The organism is Echinicola shivajiensis (genome assembly GCF_018642165.1).
In the GTDB taxonomy this organism is placed as follows: Bacteria; Bacteroidota; Bacteroidia; order Cytophagales; family Cyclobacteriaceae; genus Echinicola; species Echinicola shivajiensis.
In genome coordinates, this window is sequence record NZ_JAHHZM010000003.1 from 312,902 (window position 1) to 329,244 (window position 16,343).

The window sequence follows — 16,343 nt, forward strand, 5'->3', positions numbered from 1 at the left end:
AAGGATGGAACTGCTTAAATAGAATTCATAAATGCCAAGCATTTCTGTTTTGGATAAGAACAGTTGATACAAAACAAAAAGAGCCAAAGTGGATAATTTCCGCTTTGGCTCTTTTTGCTTGGCTCAATGATGACCAATTAAGCAGGCAATAACACTCCTTTGAGTTCAGCCAGGCTATTCAGTATATAATCAGGTTGGGCGACCTTCAATTGTGCTTCTGTCTGTGCTCCACTCAATACACCAATGGTTAGCCCACAGTTAGCATTTTTTCCTTCTTCAATATCAATGGTAGAATCGCCCGCTTTCAATACTTTTGAGCTGTCTTTAATCCCACAGATATCCATGGCTTTTTGGATCATGTCTGGATGAGGTCTGCCGTTGATTACATCATCCGCAGTAACCAACCCGTCCATGTCTTCACCAACTTTCCAGTCCAATTTCGCTAATAGGGAAGTGGCGGTTTTTTTGTCATAACCCGTGTTGAGCACCACAAAGATTTTCTCAGCTCTTAGGCTTTCCATTAATTCCTTCACTCCGGCAAAGGTTTTGACATCCAATTCTTCGTAGGCTTGCTTAAGTGCTGTTTTGAAATTGGCAAAAGCGCTTTCTGCGATCTCAGTAATGTTTTTGGCTTCAGTGCAAGCGGTCAAGACATCCTTAATGGCCTGCAGCTTTTCTTTACCAGCCCCATACTCCAATACCTGTTCCAAGGAAACATCAAAGCCCTTATCATTGATGACCTTTTGGACGGTTTTGTAAACTACATTATCCTCATCTATGGTGGTTCCTGCCATATCAAATACGGCCAATTCAATTTTGCTCATTTTTAAAGATTTAGAATTTTCGAAATATTTTCTTTGGAGAAGCCTGCGCTTCCTGTCATTCCCTTGCCGCCGATTCCTGTAATGATATGGATATGGTCATCTATGGTCTCTTGGAATAGGTCTTTGGTCTTACATTGGGAATACATGCCGTACCAGCGCTGTGCAATATCATAATTAGGTAAATCAATGATTTTCTTGGCCTCTTGGATCATAAAATCATCAATTTCCATGTCCAAGTCATATCCAAGGTCATCAATGTCCCTAGCGTCTGCATATTGATGGGAGTCTCCCAAAATAACAGATCCATCCGTTGCCTGTTTGAAGAGGATATGCACGCCCCATTTCTTCTCCAGAGAATCGCTGGATTCCTTGGCCTTGATCGCAGCAAATGAAGGACATTCATAGAATGCTTCATAGCGACGGATAGAAAGGCCTGTTAAAATCGAACCCGGCAAAATATATCCTTTTTCTTGTGGCTTGGTGCGCATCATCTGAAGTTTTGAAACTTCCAGGTCACTATTGGCAAATAAAGAAGGGTAAAGAGCCTTGAAGTCCTTGCCATTACAGATTATCACTTTGCTTGCCTCAAAGGAAATTCCTTTTGCTGTTTCCACCTTGACCTTATCGCCCGTATTTTCACAGGCCATGACTGTTTCATTGGTAAAGACCTGAAGTCCTTTTTCCTGAATAAGGTACTCCAATAATTGGTGGATCATCTGTGTAGGTTCCACTGTCACTTCTTGCGGGAAAAACAAGCCGGATTTTACATAGTCACTTCTCAATCCAGGATATTTTTGTAGACATGCTTCTTTGGTCAGGAGGGAAGATGAATAGTCATTGCTTTGGTTGATGCTGTGCAGCTCTTCGATTAGCTGGGTCTCTTCGTCATTTGAAGCAAGGTAGACTGTGCCGTTATTTCTTACGGAAATGTCGAATTTGGCTTGGATATCTTTGTAGATCGCCAAACTTTCCCGCCCATATTGTTGCCATTTGGTGTTCATTCCAGATGGTACCACCTGTCCAAAGTTTTGAGTAGTGGCACTTTGAGGGGCCTTGTCCTTTTCTAAAAGTGCTACCTTATATCCCTTTTCAATGGCATGGTAGGCGTGAAAAGCTCCCAGTACGCCTCCTCCAATAATAATGATGTCAAAAATTGGGCTTTTGTTCATGGCTAATGTTGTAATTCTGGATTGGAAATTTTTAAAGCTTGCTTATTTGTTTAAGTATGTTTTTTCTTGATAGGAAATTTTAAATACAAATATGGCGATAATATTATCAAAAAGTTTACTCAAAGGAAAAGTTTTGGTCAATATTAATGAAAATTAATATAGCTGAAACATTGAATTAATGAATTGATTATTGGGTGTATCCCTAAATTTTCCTTATTTGAATCCTGTCAAAAATATTTTCCTAGGATGAAGTCCGTATTTTCTTTATATGAAAAATTAGTCAAAGACTGGATACTAAGGTTATTAGAAGGATGAAACCTTTTTTGGAACTTTTATTAATTAATTGGAAATAGCTGACTGTATTTTGAACGCATTTGATATCTTCAATGCTTAAATGATTGATTAACTAGTTTTTATCTCCGATTAATTAATGATAACCCATGAAAACCTCCCTACTTTTATTATTTGCTTTTTTTATAAGTTTCTCAGGATATCCCTTTATACAAAAGGAAGTATATAAGACAGATGTGGTCATTTACGGGGGGACTTCTTCTGCAGTGATAGCTGCTGTGGAAGTAGCCAAATCGGGCAAATCTGTATTATTGGTCTCTCCGGACAAGCACCTGGGAGGTCTTTCTTCTGGTGGGCTGGGCTTTACGGATACTGGCAAAAAGGAAACCATTGGTGGCTTGGCCAGGGGATTTTATCATAGGGTTTATCTACACTATCAAGAAGATAACGCTTGGAGGTGGCAAAAATCTGAAGAATACGGAAATAAGGGGCAGGGCACCCCTGCTATTGACGGGGAAGACCGGACCATGTGGATTTTTGAACCTCATGTGGCTGAGCAGATTTTTGAGGATTTCATTGCTGAAAATGATATTCAGGTATTTCGGGATGAATGGTTGGACAGGGAAAATGGGGTGCAAATGGAAGGAGGGGAAATCCAAAAAATCAGCATGCTCTCTGGAAAGAGCTTTGAAGCAGAAGTATTTATTGATGCCACTTATGAGGGTGATTTGATGGCAGCATCAAAAGTCTCCTATCATATTGGCCGGGAATCCAATGAGCAGTATGGGGAAAGTTGGAATGGAATCCAAAAAGGAGTATTTCACCATGGTCACCATTTCAAAAGTCCTGTAGATCCCTATTTGGTAAAGGGAGATCCCAGTTCTGGCCTTTTGCCATATATTCAAGCCACTGAAAACGGTGAAAATGGTCAGGGCGATAAAAAGATTCAGGCCTATTGTTTTCGACTTTGCATGAGCAACCATCCTGATAACCGTGTCCCTTTTCCAAAGCCGGAAGATTATGATCAGGCCAATTACGAGCTTTTGGCCAGGGTCTTTGAAACAGGTTGGGATGAATGGTTCAATAAGTTTGATGCTATTCCCAACAGGAAAACCGATACCAATAACCATGGTCCTTTCAGCTCCGATTTTATTGGGCAAAACTATGCCTATCCTGAGGCTTCCTATAAAGAGCGCAGGGAAATTATAGCTGCCCATGAACGCTACCAAAAGGGGCTGCTTTATTTTGTTTCCAATGATCCAAGAGTTCCTGAGAAGGTAAGGGAAAACATGCAGCACTGGGGACTGGCCAAGGATGAATTTAGGGATAATGGGAATTGGCCACATCAGCTTTATATCAGGGAGGCCAGAAGGATGCTGGGGCAGGAAGTGATGACAGAATTAGAGGTGATGGGTAAAAAGGAAGTCAAGGAATCCATAGGCATGGGCTCTTATAGCATTGATTCCCATAATGTACAACGATACCTTACCAAGGAGGGATATGTGCAAAATGAGGGCGATATCGGCGTGCATCCCAAGCAACCTTATTCCATATCATTTGGGTCTATTTTGCCCAAGGAGGAAGAATGTAAAAACCTTTTGGTTCCGGTTTGTATTTCTTCCACTCATTCGGCTTTTGGATCGGTAAGGATGGAGCCTGTTTTTATGATCTTGGGCCAGTCTGCTGCTGCTACTGCTGTTTTGGCCATCGAGGCTGAGTCTTCCGTTCAATCAGTGGATTATAAGGAGTTGGAGGAAAAGCTTTTGAAAGAGGGAATGGTGCTGAATTTGGATTAACAATTCATGGATTGTTTCCTTTTTCCAAATTAAAGTAGATCAGAAAAAGCCAGTTTTATTTGAATACTGTAATTGTCCTAATGTTTTGTTTGCCCAATTATATAATTTTAAGCAAAGGCTAAAGGTTTCATTTTGAGATTGGAATTCGATCGAAGTAATTTTAATTGAACCAAATTCCAAGTTATGATAAAGCCCAATTTGTTATTGTTCATATTGTCAGCTGCCTTTCTTTTCAGTTGCAACAGTAAGCAATCCCAAGAGGAATCAACAGACCAAAGCAATGAAACCATTTATCATGGTGGGGACATCATCACCATGGCTGGCGAGGCACCTAATTATGTGGAGGCGCTTGTGGAAAAGGATGGGAAAATTGTCTTTACAGGACCAATGTCCGAGGCTATAAATGACTATCCTAATAGCGCTGAAATCAACTTGGAGGGTAAAACCTTGGTGCCGGGATTTATAGACGGCCATGGACATGTCTGGAATGCCGGATTTCAAGCAGTTTCTGCCAATTTACTTCCTGCTCCTGATGGCACTGGTAATAGTATTGATGAATTAATTGCCTTATTGAAGGACTGGGAAGCGGAGAATCAAGAAACAGTTGCTAAATATCATGCCATTATAGGTTTTGGTTATGATGATTCCCAACTGAAAGAAAGAAGACATCCCACAGCGGATGACCTTGACAAGGTGTCCGAAGAGTTTCCAGTATTGATTATTCATCAATCTGGACATTTGGCTTCTATGAACCACAAAGCTTTGGAAGTGATAAATTATTCCCAAGGGGTAAAGGATCCTCCAGGGGGACATATAAGAAGGGAAGAGGGAACGGATATCCCTAATGGGGTATTGGAGGAAATGGCATTTTTTATTCCCCTTTTTAAATTTATGGGGACCTTGGACCCCAAGGCAAATGAAAGCATAGCCCTGGCCGGATTGGAAGCCTATACCAAATTTGGTTATACCACGGCCCAAGAAGGAAGGGCAACCAGTGATAACTGCGAAACTTGGAAACAATTGGCTGAGCGGAATGAATTGCCTATAGATGTGGCCGCTTACCCAGATATTCAATCCCAAATGGATTATATGAGAGCTAATGGTGACAGCCCTGAATACAAAAACCATTTCAGGATTGCTGGAGTCAAATTATCTTTGGATGGATCACCCCAGGGTAAAACAGCCTGGCTTACCAAACCCTATATTGTTCCACCTCCGGGACAGTCAAAAGACTATAGAGGATATCCAGCCATTAGAGACGACAAAGATGTGATGGCCCTTATAGATTCAGCCTTTTCAAACAACTGGCAAATACTAGCTCACTGCAATGGAGATGCGGCGGGAGATCAATATATCCGTACCGTAAGAAAGGCAGCTGATAAATATGGTAATGATGACAGAAGAACCATAATGATTCATGCCCAGACGGTAAGGGAAGATCAATTAGATTCCATGAAAGTATTGGGGATTTTCCCTTCCTTTTTTGGGATGCATACTTTTTATTGGGGGGACTGGCATAGGGATGAAACCCTTGGTAAGGAAAGAGCATATCGTATTTCCCCCGCACAATCGGCCTTGGAAAGGGGCATGCGCTTTACTGAACATCACGATGCCCCAGTAGCATTGCCCAGCTCCATAATGATCTTACATACTGCTGTCAACAGGACCAGTAGGTCAGGTGAAGTGATGGGAGCGGACCAGAGAATAAGTCCCTATTTAGCCTTAAAATCAATTACTGAATGGGCAGCCTATCAATATTTTGAGGAAGACAGTAAGGGCACCTTGGAGCCTGGTAAATTGGCTGACCTGGTAATACTCGACAAAAACCCTTTAAAGGTCAATCCTGAAGAAATTATGAATATCCAGGTTTTGGAAACCATAAAGGAAGGGAATTCAGTTTACAAAATGCAATAGGGCTTTTAAAAGGTTTAAATTGGTAAAAAGTTGGTGCAGACTTTGAAGCCCAGAAAGAATGATTTCATGTCCTTAAAATAATATAGACCTTTGGTCATAGCTGTGTTTAAAGCCTGATTTGGATGACTTTTGAATGAATTGTGACATTTTAAAACCGATTTTTAATATTAAAATCAAATTTTAATACCCTTCTTTGTAGTCGATTTTAACTAACATCAATTCAACAATAACTATTTTATGGAATTTGCCATTTGGGACAAAATAATCTTTATCACTTATGGACTGATCATTATCGGTATTGGTCTGTGGGTCTCCAGAGGAAAAGGAGGAACTTCAGAGGACTATTTTCTTGCCAGTAAATCACTGCCTTGGTGGGCAATTGGTGCCTCATTGATTGCAGCCAATATTTCGGCCGAACAGTTTATCGGGATGTCCGGTTCTGGCTTTGCCGTGGGACTGGCCATTGCCTCTTATGAGTGGATGGCAGCGCTGACCTTATTGATTGTAGGGAAGTATTTTCTGCCGGTATTTATTGAGAAAAAACTCTATACCATTCCGGAGTTTGTGGAGGTGCGATATAGTACCACCCTAAAAAGTATTTTAGCAGTCTTCTGGATCTGTCTATTTGTATTTGTCAACCTTACGTCGGTACTCTACCTAGGTGCTACAGCATTGGATACCATTATCGGTGATGGTTCCGGTTCTATTTTTACCTACTGTATTTTTGGATTGGCCTTATTTGCTGCTGCCTATTCCCTTTATGGAGGGCTTTCAGCTGTAGCCTGGACAGATGTGGTGCAGGTAGTATTGCTCGTTGCAGGTGGATTTATCACGACCATCATCGCTCTTTCCCATGTGACCGAAGGTGGTGGAATCATCGATGGCCTGGTGACCATTTATGAGAAGGTGCCAGAGAAATTCTCCATGATCCTTGAGAAAGGGGAGATCATCACACCGAACGGGAAAGATGCTTGGTGGGATCTGCCAGGACTTGCTGTATTGGTAGGAGGGCTTTGGGTAGCCAACCTGTATTACTGGGGTTTTAACCAGTATATTATCCAGAGAACCTTGGCGGCGAAGAGCCTTAAGGAATCCCAAAAAGGAATTGTCTTGGCGGCTTTCTTGAAGCTATTGATTCCTTTGATTGTCGTTATCCCGGGCATCGTGGCCTTTGTATTGAACAGTAGCCCTGAGGGTGCTGTAGGAGCCATGCACACGGACGGTTCTTTTATCAGTGAGACAGGTGCTATTATCAATGATAATGCGGCACCATGGTTGATCAAGCAGTTTGTGCCAACCGGATTAAAAGGCTTGGTGCTGGCCGCATTGGCAGCAGCCATTGTTTCTTCTTTGGCTTCTATGCTGAATTCTACCGCAACCATCTTTACTATGGATATCTTTAAGCCTTATTTTGGTAAAAAAGCCTCCGAACAAAAACTGGTAAATGTAGGTCGTCTTTCTGCATCCATTGCCTTGGTGATTGCCGTGATTTTGGCGCCCCAGTTGAAGAGCTTAGGACAGGTATTCCAATATATCCAGGAGTATACCGGTATAGTCAGCCCTGGGATTTTGGCCGTGTTTATGCTGGGATTATTCTGGAAGAAAACCACCAACAAAGCCGCTATTTGGGGTGTGTTGATTTCCATTCCATTGGCCTTCTATTTCAAGGTGGCGCCTAATGGCTGGTCGGAAAGTGCTCTCTTCCTGAACCTGCCATTTATGGACCAGATGTTCTATACTTGGATCTTGACCATGATCTTTATGGTCGTGTTTAGCCATTTGGAAACCAATGGTGCGACCCATCCAAAAGCCATTATCATTACCAAGAACCTGTTCAAAACAGAGCCCATCTTCAATATCTGTAGCTTTGCTATCATCTTGATTTTGGTTATGCTGTATGCCATGTTCTGGTAAGGGTGTTTAAAGAGTTAAAAGGAAGGGCAGCTGATTGATCAGCTGCCTTTTTTGGTTTAAAGAGGGGATTTGGTTGTTCTGCCTATGCTGTTCTTCTGTCTTACTTTTTATTCAGGTTGTGTTTATTCTTATATGTCATCATGAATGCTACGCATTTCTCCCGAAAGCTTTCGGGACAAACTCTTGATGAAAAAGTAACAAACCTCGCCTACCGGGAGGTAGGAAATCTAGGCTATTGATATGACTTTTAAATTGGATTTGGAGGGATGATATTGTACCGATCGTGCATACCAATTTAATTTTTATTGTATTGTTACAGCCTAAAAGGAAGTGGATCTTGCTGTTCCACGACGCGAGCTAACTTCCTTTTTTAACGGCTTCCACAATAAAAGTAAAAACCAATCATACCAAAGGCCGAATTAAAGATTGCTGATACGAAAACAATAGATAAATAGCAGCTGGGAGCTTGGGTTTGTCTTTTTCCGATGCTGTTTAGAATAGCGTTTAAACAATTAAAGATTTTTTCAAGCAAGGACCGAGTTAACAATATGCTACTCCTTTGGGGCAGGGAACAATTATTCGTCAGCGATTAAAATTCCTTCTCAAGCTATCTACTTTTATGTTTCCTATTAAGTTTTGAGAATATCTCTATTGAATTTGTTTAGATAAGGGTATTAGTATCACCCCAAAGGGTGTAATCTTTTAAAACTGGGTTATATTGACTTTAGGCAATTGACCTGGGGAAAAGTATTAACTGCCCTGGCCATTCAGTTTTGTTCAGCCTTTTCCGCTAATACCCAAGGTAAGTTTGAGTTGTTGTCAACTTAAGATGCTTGGGCTTTAGCGGAAAGTTCTTACATCTCTTTTTAGTCAAGGCTGCTAAAGCTGGGAGGGTGGTTTTGCCTTTCCCCTGGCCCTGCCAAGGATAGAACTCAGATAGTTAAAGATTTTATAGAAGGCAGGGCCGGGTTAATAATGTATTGCCCCTTCAGGGCAGGATGCAATAATCCATTAATAATTGCGATTTCTTGCTAAGCTGTTTTCCTTTATTTGATGTATAGGATGCTTGTATAAATTAAACACAGATTGGGCTAGCTATGATTATAAAAATCAGTATCCTCCCAAAAGGGGGGTAATCTTTTTAACCTGGGCTATATTGACTTTAGGCAATTTGGCCCGGGGAAAAGCTCTCTATGAAAATCCTGTATTAGCCGCCCTGGCCATTCAGTTTTGTTCAGCCTTTTCCGCTAATACCCAAGCTTAGAAAAGAGTTGCTGTCAGTCCCCATGTGATTGGGGGTGTTGCGAAAAACTTTTCTCTGCAGCAAAGTCAAGACATTATGCTGTTGAAGTATAATTATAAATCCGTTTATTCGGCCCTTGAAACATCCGGTTTTGAAAAAATTGCGGAAGGTGTTAAGAAAATGAGTTAGTTTGCGAAGTGGACGAGCAAGATCCACTCATTTTTAGCCTGGAGCAATTTTTCAAAATTAAATTGGGAAAGAGTAGCTAGGTCGAAAACGAAAATGACCAATTTGAAGGAAGTTCCACAGGCCTAGATTTTTGGTTCTTTTCATCAATGGAAAAGAACAGAAAACCCCATTAAAACTTATAAAACACCATAACTATAAGACTTTTTTAAACTAAATAAATTTGAATTAAGCCAAGCGCAGCGAATTATGTATATTCGGTAAAAGCATTTTAATACTTTAACAATACCCCCAACCTTTATGAAACCAACAAACCTTCTCCTTTCCTTACTTTTAATAAGCTTCCTAGCTTCCTGCCAAAAGGCTGAGGAAGATTCCGAAGCCAAACAGCCCAATATCATCTTTATCATGGCCGATGACCATGCCTATCAGGCCATCAGTGCCTATGGACATGGCCTCAATGAAACCCCCAATATCGATCGGATCGCCCAGGAAGGGGCCATTTTCAACCGGGCCTATGTGACCAATTCCATCTGTGCGCCCAGCCGTGCGGTGATCCTTACCGGAAAGCACAGCTTTATCAATGGCAAGGTGGACAATGTGCAGCCCTTTGACTGGGGGCAGGACAATTTTGCCAAGCAGCTTCAGACCAATGGTTATGAGACCGCCCTGATCGGCAAGATCCACCTGGCAGGCCTGCCACAGGGATTCAACTATTCCATGGTCTTGCCCGGCCAAGGCCATTATTATAATCCCGATTTTATCGTGGATGGGGAGCGAAAAAGGTTTGAGGGCTATGTGACCGATATAACCACCGATGCGGCCCTGAACTGGCTGAAAAACGACCGGGATCAGGAGAAGCCCTTTATGCTGATGTTCCACCAAAAGGCACCGCATAGGAACTGGAAGCCGGCACCGGAATACCTGACGCTTTTTGATGATAAGACCTTTGATCCACCGGCCAATTATTTCGACCAGAAGACCAATTATAACGGTCGGGGCACGGCGGCCAAAACCCAAGAAATGGAAGTCGATGGACATGCCATGTGGGGCCATGATTTTAAAATGGTGGTGGATCCCAATGGGGACAGCACGGGCTTCCATCGAGAGCTGGCCAGGTTTAACCCCGAGCAACTGGCCGCTTGGAATGCCGCTTATGATCCCAAAAACGAAGCCTTCAAAAAGGCCTATAATAAGGGCGAAGGCATTGATTTTGGCAAGGACAAGGAAGATGAGGTGGCCATCTGGAAGTTCAACCGCTATATCAAGGATTACCTGAGGACCATTCAGTCCGTGGATGATGGCGTAGGGGAGGTGCTGGACTATCTGGAGGAAAATGGCTTGGCGGAAAATACCATTGTGGTCTATACTTCCGACCAAGGATTTTACCTGGGCGAGCATGGCTGGTTTGATAAGCGCTTTATGTATGAGCAGTCCTTTAGGACCCCGCTATTGGTGAAATATCCTAAGGAAATCAAAGCAGGAACGGAGATCAACGAACTGGTGCAGAACCTGGATTTTGCCCCTACCTTTTTGGACTATGCTGGGGTGGAGGTTCCTGCGGATATGCAGGGTGAGTCCTTCAGGCATTTGGTCAGCGGTGAGCAGAAAGACTGGCGGGATGCGATTTACTATACCTATTATGAATATCCTTCCGTGCATATGGTGAAGCGACATTATGGGGTGGCTACCAAAAGGTATAAGTTGATGCATTTCTACTATGATATCGACGAATGGGAAATGTATGACCTGGAAAAGGACCCCGAGGAGATGCACAATATCTATGATGATCCCGCCTATGCGGAGGTACAAGAAATGATGCATAAGAAGCTGACTGAGCTAAGAAATGGCTATGGGGACAGCGACGAAAATGACCAGCGCTATTTAAAAGAATATTTGGAAGTGGTAAATAAGCGGAATAATTGATATGCTGCTAGTGAATATTATTTAGTAATAAGTTAAAAATACCCTAGGTGGGGTGTTTTTTTTGTTTTAGGCATTCTTTAGTTTTGGAGGGTATGTCCAAAGGATATTTTAAAATAAAACTCACCAAAGGTGCACCAAGCCAACAAATGACTGAGGCTTGTTACACCTTTGGTTTATAGATATACAGGGTTGGCACTATTTGAAAAAACAAAGAATGACGGAACTTCAAACACCGACAAATGACCTACTCGACAAGTACATTGACCAGTTCAATAATGACGAGAGATATTATCCTGCTGACCAAGCCATAATCAATCTGTTTAAAGCATTCCCCAACAACAAAAAATTAGAGGACATCCTCTTGAAATTGAGCGTTATTAATGATCTGTACAGCACTAACATTCTTGGGACTTTCAAAATGGCAAAGCATATTCAGCAACAAGACATTGACCAAGGATTACAATCGGGGGACCCTGACATTGTTCATCGAATTGCCAAAGGACATGACATCAGAACAAAAAAGAACAACAGGGAAATTAACTTCTATTCTTTTGCAACTAAATATTGTAATTGGCACAATAGAGATAAATACGCCATTTATGACAGTTTCGTTGACAAGGTTTTAATGGCTTACAAAAGGAAAGATAAGTTCTCAAACTTTAGACAATCCGACTTAAAGGACTTTAATAAATTCAAGCAAATCATTGAGGACTTTGCCGACCATTATAACCTTACCAGACATAACTTAAAAGAGATTGACAAGTTTTTATGGATTTACGGCAAGGAGAAATTTCCTGCCAACTATGACAAAAAAGAATAAAAAACAGTGCCCAATAACTAAGCATATAGCTTATGGCGGGTGAACGGCTGCCAGCAAGGCTTTCGCTCCGTAGCCAGCTTTGGTTTCGGTGGACAGAATAGTGCTTCGAAACCGCCACAAGCCATATGGAAACCGTCGTGTGCAAGGTAAGAGTAACACTGTAGCAAATGATGAAAATTAGAAATTATTATGCCTACTTTAGATGAAAATACAAGAATTAATAATGAGATAGCGTCTTCGCAATACTCAAATATTATTTCTTACTCCAACGATGAATTTGAAATAGCAAATCGAGGTACATCCGATTTTTTTGATATCGTTAATTTTATCAAAAACACTTTAGATACCGATAAAAGGATAAATGTAATAGAAGACTTTACAGTATATGATAAGGACTTTTCAGATAAATTGGATATTTCTTGTTGCATGTAAGCTCCCCCAAAAAATGAACACTTTCAGAATATTATTTTTAAGTATCGCTCTTTTTTGGGCTAGTTGTGCTCAAAAGAATAAATCTAACAATGAGAGTGCAAGTCTAAAAGGAGATACTATTTTGAATGATAGTATCCATCCAACAAAGGCAATAACCAATAAAGAAACTCAAGAAAGAAATTTACGATTTCTGTTTTATGCAAATGGAGGATTAATTGGCTATTTTAATGACGGAACAATTACTGGCTGTCCGAGATGTGATTTAATTACGGAAAATATTACAGCATTATATAATAAAGTGCCCCACTCTAAATTCAAAGTAGAGAATGGTTTCTTGATTTCAGAATCAAATGATTCTACTTTAATCAATGCTATGACCAAAAGAGAATGGGCAATAATTGAATATGAAGACCAAATAGACAATCCAAAATCTAAATTGGCAGATGAGTTTATTAACGGCTATGTAAAAAACATAATGAAAATGAATGAGGCGCTAGGGATTATAGAATGGGTAAACTCTAACAACCTTTCGACAAATAGTTTTAAATCAAACTTAACTCAAATAATCAACCAAGCATATGAAAAGGAACCGGATTATGGTTTAGGCTTCGACCCAATTTTAGATGGAAATGATTTTCCTGACAAGGGTTTTCAACTTGATATGATTAAACCAAATTCTAATTTTTTAATTTTTAGCGGAATTGACTGGGAAGAGTATAAAGTTACTGTAAAAGTAAAGAAAGTAGATAATCAATGGTTAATTGAAGGCTGTGGAATTGTGAACATTCCAAGTTCAGAACAAATGAATAAATAAAACTGCACACTTCTTGTGATAAACTGCTAGTCATGGATATAGGCCATTGCAAATGGCCAGCTTAGGTTAAGATGTTAGATAGGGATAAAGAAGATATTTAGGTGTAGATGCAATCTACACCTAGGCTATGAATCTAAATATGGGATCAAGTAATACCCCTGAACAAGATAGCTTATATTTATAGCGAAATATAAAGTGCGCGGGAATTTGGAACATAGGTATTATAGCAAGTCTCGGGGACAGCAAATTCAAATTCAGTTTTTGATTGGTTTTGGGGCCTTGCTGTTGGTGTTGATGGCCTTTTTGGTTTCATGGTCTACGGGGATTTACCTTATTGGGATTTTGGTTTTTTCGATTGTCTTGTCCATCATAGCTCCCTTTTTTGATGTGCCTTCCTTAAGGGAAAGCGGAAAGCTGCGCTACCATTCCTGGCTTTTTCTTTCAGAGCCAGAAAAGAATGGGCTGGTGAAAGTTCATGGTGGCACTTTATTCGATTATGTTTTTGTGATCGATCGGAAGCTGAATGGCAAAGCGCGGCAGCGATTGATTATCCAACAATATCTGGAGGGGCTATTGCACTTGATAGCAGAAAATGAAAAACAGCAGGCGGATGAGAGGCTTATCCGTGGGACAAGCTATATCATTAATGAAAGAACTGCTCGGAAAATAGGCTTTAAGCGGGTGAAGACTGATTATTTGCAAAAGCTGATTTTGCTCTACAATTTCTTCAATGTCCTGATAAGCGCTTCCATCGCCAAGGGGAAATTAGCCTTTCCTAAATTGAAGGATATCCAAACCTTTGAGGCCAGTCTTGGTGAGCTGGTAAAAAGGAAAGCCTATATTAGCAGCTTAAATGAACAATTAAAAACTGCCATGCCCCAGGCCGTTTGAAGGTGATAGGGGTATGGAGAGCGGAATAATGATTAGGTAGCTAGTGAAACTTCTTTAATGTTAAGTCAAATATCCCCCACCGGGTAAGTTTATGGCTACACCTTCCTATCCTTGGAATTTGTAATTCCAGTAAGCCTGAACTATTTTCAGATATAGGTGAGATACCGCCATGCTACCCACTGTTATCCATTCAGTTTACTTTTAACTTTAATGCTCAAAAAAATGAAAATACTATTCTTTACCTTGGGACTAATATGGTCCCAAATGACATTTGGACAAATTGTTTATAGTCCTGTATTTATTGATCCATGTACGGAAGAACCTGTGAAAAGCGGAGTATTTTGGAGGATAGTAGATTCTACTAATAATGATGGAAAAAATTATGTAGGAAGGCCTTCTGTTACACTTCCCAAAACAGGTAATTATACATTGGTTTGCCGAGCTGTTTCAGAAGCACCAATTAATATATCTATCAGTACACAAGAAACAGTTCGAGATACCTTCAACCTGTCTCAACTGCAAAGTATAGTTTGGATAAAGCCCAGTAAATCGATTGGAAATACCCCCAACATACCACCTAAGTATTTTCTTTGTAGTCCCGACAACCTTGCCAATGGAAAAGTAATGGATTACTATCGTAATGGGAAGCTTAGAATAGAAGGGACTTTCCAAAACGGAATATTGATTGATACTCTGAGAGCCTATTACAGAACAGGAGAACTTTATAAGCTTGTCACTCCAAATGGAGATGGATACAAAGGAGTAAGGTATTCCATTGATGGGAAGGTAATAGAATAGCACCATCACTTAAGAGAAGTTTCTGAAAATTAAACAATCAAGCCGTGTTTCTCCCGGTTATTGGGATGGTCCATTTACGGTTATAGGTCACCGTTGCTGTTGGACTTGTTTAATATCCCAGTTTTAAACCTAAAACATTAGCCTGCAGTTACTATTCAAGCATAGTACATCGAGGAGATATCGTAGGAACATCGAGGAGACATCGTGGGAACGTCTAGGGAACGTCCAAATTTTATTTGGTTGGGACTGATTGCTTTAGTTTTGCATATTTCTAAGAAATAATTTACCTGTAGGTAACGTATCCCCAAGGAAACCCCAAGGTAGCTGCTAGAAAAAGGCTAGAGAGCCGAGACCCAGTCCACAATAATAGAGTTCTGCCAAATTCAGTCAAATAAAGTTTTTCTTCTGATGAGCAGTCAGCAGTGAATAGGGATTTGGTGATTTGCTCCACTTACTCGGGTAGTATAGATCAAGTGGAGCTTTGGATACACCTTCGCATCCTTGGAATTTGTAATTCCTGTAATGTTGAACGAATATAAACTTGGGAGTGGGAATTATTACAGTCGAAATTAAAAGAGAGAGTCCAGTTAATTTCCTTATTTGGTGGTTTTGGGGGAGGAATAGGGTGGGGCTGACCTGCAAGCTGGCCACTCGCTAAAAACAGTCCCTGACTGTTTTCTTCACGCTCGTCCCCCTATGGATGCTCCCATGCCTAGTATACCCCTAGTATAGGATACGTTTACTTTTGGCTAAATTCTAAGAAACTGTGGTATTTTTCAAAGGGTGTTATTTGGGTGTCCCTTTGGATAGGTCCAGGCTAAATTTCGTTCAACCCCTCGTACTAACCTTTAGATATCTACGATTAACAGCCTTCTGCATTAGCGGTAGGGAAAAGCAAAATCATAAAGAAAAGAATATCTGAAAAGTACCATATAACCAAGCCATTTTATTTGGCACTTCGGAATATTGCAACTAATAGAGTAAGGTCTATATATTATTATTGATCCTTAAAGGAGGCCCTTGGAATATCCGGTTTTGAACAATTTCGGAGGGTGTTAAGAAAATGGGTTAGCTTGCGAAGTGGACGAGCAAGATCCACTCATTTTTAACCAATAGCAATTTTTCAAAATTAAATTGGGTAAAAGTAGTACCATTGAAATCGAAATCTATCAATTTGAAGAGCTTGCCCGCCGAAGGAGGGATATTTCAAAGGCCTAGATTTTTGGTCCTTTTCATCAATAGCTTGTCCCGAAAGCTTTCGGGAGAAATGCGAAGCATTCATGATAACCTTTAAAAGTCTATATATACCTGAATAAAAGGACAAG

11 protein-coding genes are annotated in these 16,343 nt (G+C 40.6%); 9 read left to right on the forward strand and 2 right to left on the reverse strand.

Going from position 1 to position 16,343, the window contains the following annotated elements:
- Positions 1–137 precede the first annotated feature (137 nt).
- Both KMW37_RS07960 and KMW37_RS07965 read right to left on the reverse strand, forming a co-directional pair.
- Positions 138–824: a phosphonatase-like hydrolase gene (locus tag KMW37_RS07960; protein ID WP_215224086.1), complete on the reverse strand. Its 687-nt coding sequence runs from the start codon at positions 822–824 to the stop codon at positions 138–140.
- A gap of 2 nt (positions 825–826) precedes the next feature.
- Complete coding sequence (locus KMW37_RS07965; RefSeq protein WP_246581394.1) at positions 827–1,993, reverse strand: TIGR03364 family FAD-dependent oxidoreductase; 1,167 nt, start codon at positions 1,991–1,993, stop codon at positions 827–829.
- A gap of 440 nt (positions 1,994–2,433) precedes the next feature.
- Between KMW37_RS07965 and KMW37_RS07970 the strand changes: the two genes are divergently transcribed.
- The 9 genes from KMW37_RS07970 to KMW37_RS08010 all read left to right on the forward strand — a co-directional run bounded on the left by KMW37_RS07970 (position 2,434) and on the right by KMW37_RS08010 (position 15,018).
- Entirely contained in the window at positions 2,434–4,080 is a 1,647-nt protein-coding gene (locus KMW37_RS07970; RefSeq protein WP_215224087.1) for an FAD-dependent oxidoreductase, read from the forward strand.
- A gap of 183 nt (positions 4,081–4,263) precedes the next feature.
- Positions 4,264–5,994, forward strand: coding sequence for an amidohydrolase (locus KMW37_RS07975; RefSeq protein WP_215224088.1), 1,731 nt, complete (start codon positions 4,264–4,266; stop codon positions 5,992–5,994).
- Between the two features lie 237 nt (positions 5,995–6,231).
- On the forward strand, positions 6,232–7,908 hold the full coding sequence (locus tag KMW37_RS07980) for a sodium/sugar symporter (RefSeq protein WP_215224089.1): 1,677 nt from the start codon (positions 6,232–6,234) through the stop codon (positions 7,906–7,908).
- 1,729 nt (positions 7,909–9,637) lie between these two features.
- The gene (locus KMW37_RS07985; protein ID WP_215224090.1) at positions 9,638–11,263 is read left to right on the forward strand and encodes a sulfatase family protein; all 1,626 of its coding nucleotides are present in this window, start codon (positions 9,638–9,640) and stop codon (positions 11,261–11,263) included.
- A gap of 214 nt (positions 11,264–11,477) precedes the next feature.
- On the forward strand, positions 11,478–12,083 hold the full coding sequence (locus KMW37_RS07990; RefSeq protein WP_215224091.1) for a hypothetical protein: 606 nt from the start codon (positions 11,478–11,480) through the stop codon (positions 12,081–12,083).
- A gap of 189 nt (positions 12,084–12,272) precedes the next feature.
- Positions 12,273–12,515 (forward strand): hypothetical protein, encoded by a 243-nt coding sequence (locus KMW37_RS07995; RefSeq protein WP_215224092.1) that lies wholly within the window; start codon positions 12,273–12,275, stop codon positions 12,513–12,515.
- A 13-nt stretch (positions 12,516–12,528) separates the two neighbouring features.
- Positions 12,529–13,329, forward strand: a complete 801-nt coding sequence (locus KMW37_RS08000; protein WP_215224093.1) for a hypothetical protein — start codon at positions 12,529–12,531, stop codon at positions 13,327–13,329.
- Between the two features lie 195 nt (positions 13,330–13,524).
- Positions 13,525–14,220, forward strand: a complete 696-nt coding sequence (locus KMW37_RS08005; protein ID WP_215224094.1) for a hypothetical protein — start codon at positions 13,525–13,527, stop codon at positions 14,218–14,220.
- 222 nt (positions 14,221–14,442) lie between these two features.
- On the forward strand, positions 14,443–15,018 hold the full coding sequence (locus tag KMW37_RS08010; protein ID WP_215224095.1) for a toxin-antitoxin system YwqK family antitoxin: 576 nt from the start codon (positions 14,443–14,445) through the stop codon (positions 15,016–15,018).
- Positions 15,019–16,343 lie beyond the last annotated feature (1,325 nt).

Bases quoted from the DNA above. Each gene is read 5' to 3' on its own strand.
- KMW37_RS08010 (WP_215224095.1), top strand. From the start codon at position 14,443: ATGAAAATACTATTCTTTACCTTGGGACTAATATGGTCCCAAATGACA.
- KMW37_RS07960 (WP_215224086.1), bottom strand. From the start codon at position 824: ATGAGCAAAATTGAATTGGCCGTATTTGATATGGCAGGAACCACCATA.
- KMW37_RS07995 (WP_215224092.1), top strand. From the start codon at position 12,273: ATGCCTACTTTAGATGAAAATACAAGAATTAATAATGAGATAGCGTCT.
- KMW37_RS07985 (WP_215224090.1), top strand. From the start codon at position 9,638: ATGAAACCAACAAACCTTCTCCTTTCCTTACTTTTAATAAGCTTCCTA.
- KMW37_RS07980 (WP_215224089.1), top strand. From the start codon at position 6,232: ATGGAATTTGCCATTTGGGACAAAATAATCTTTATCACTTATGGACTG.
- KMW37_RS07975 (WP_215224088.1), top strand. From the start codon at position 4,264: ATGATAAAGCCCAATTTGTTATTGTTCATATTGTCAGCTGCCTTTCTT.
- KMW37_RS08000 (WP_215224093.1), top strand. From the start codon at position 12,529: ATGAACACTTTCAGAATATTATTTTTAAGTATCGCTCTTTTTTGGGCT.
- KMW37_RS07990 (WP_215224091.1), top strand. From the start codon at position 11,478: ATGACGGAACTTCAAACACCGACAAATGACCTACTCGACAAGTACATT.
- KMW37_RS07970 (WP_215224087.1), top strand. From the start codon at position 2,434: ATGAAAACCTCCCTACTTTTATTATTTGCTTTTTTTATAAGTTTCTCA.
- KMW37_RS07965 (WP_246581394.1), bottom strand. From the start codon at position 1,993: ATGAACAAAAGCCCAATTTTTGACATCATTATTATTGGAGGAGGCGTA.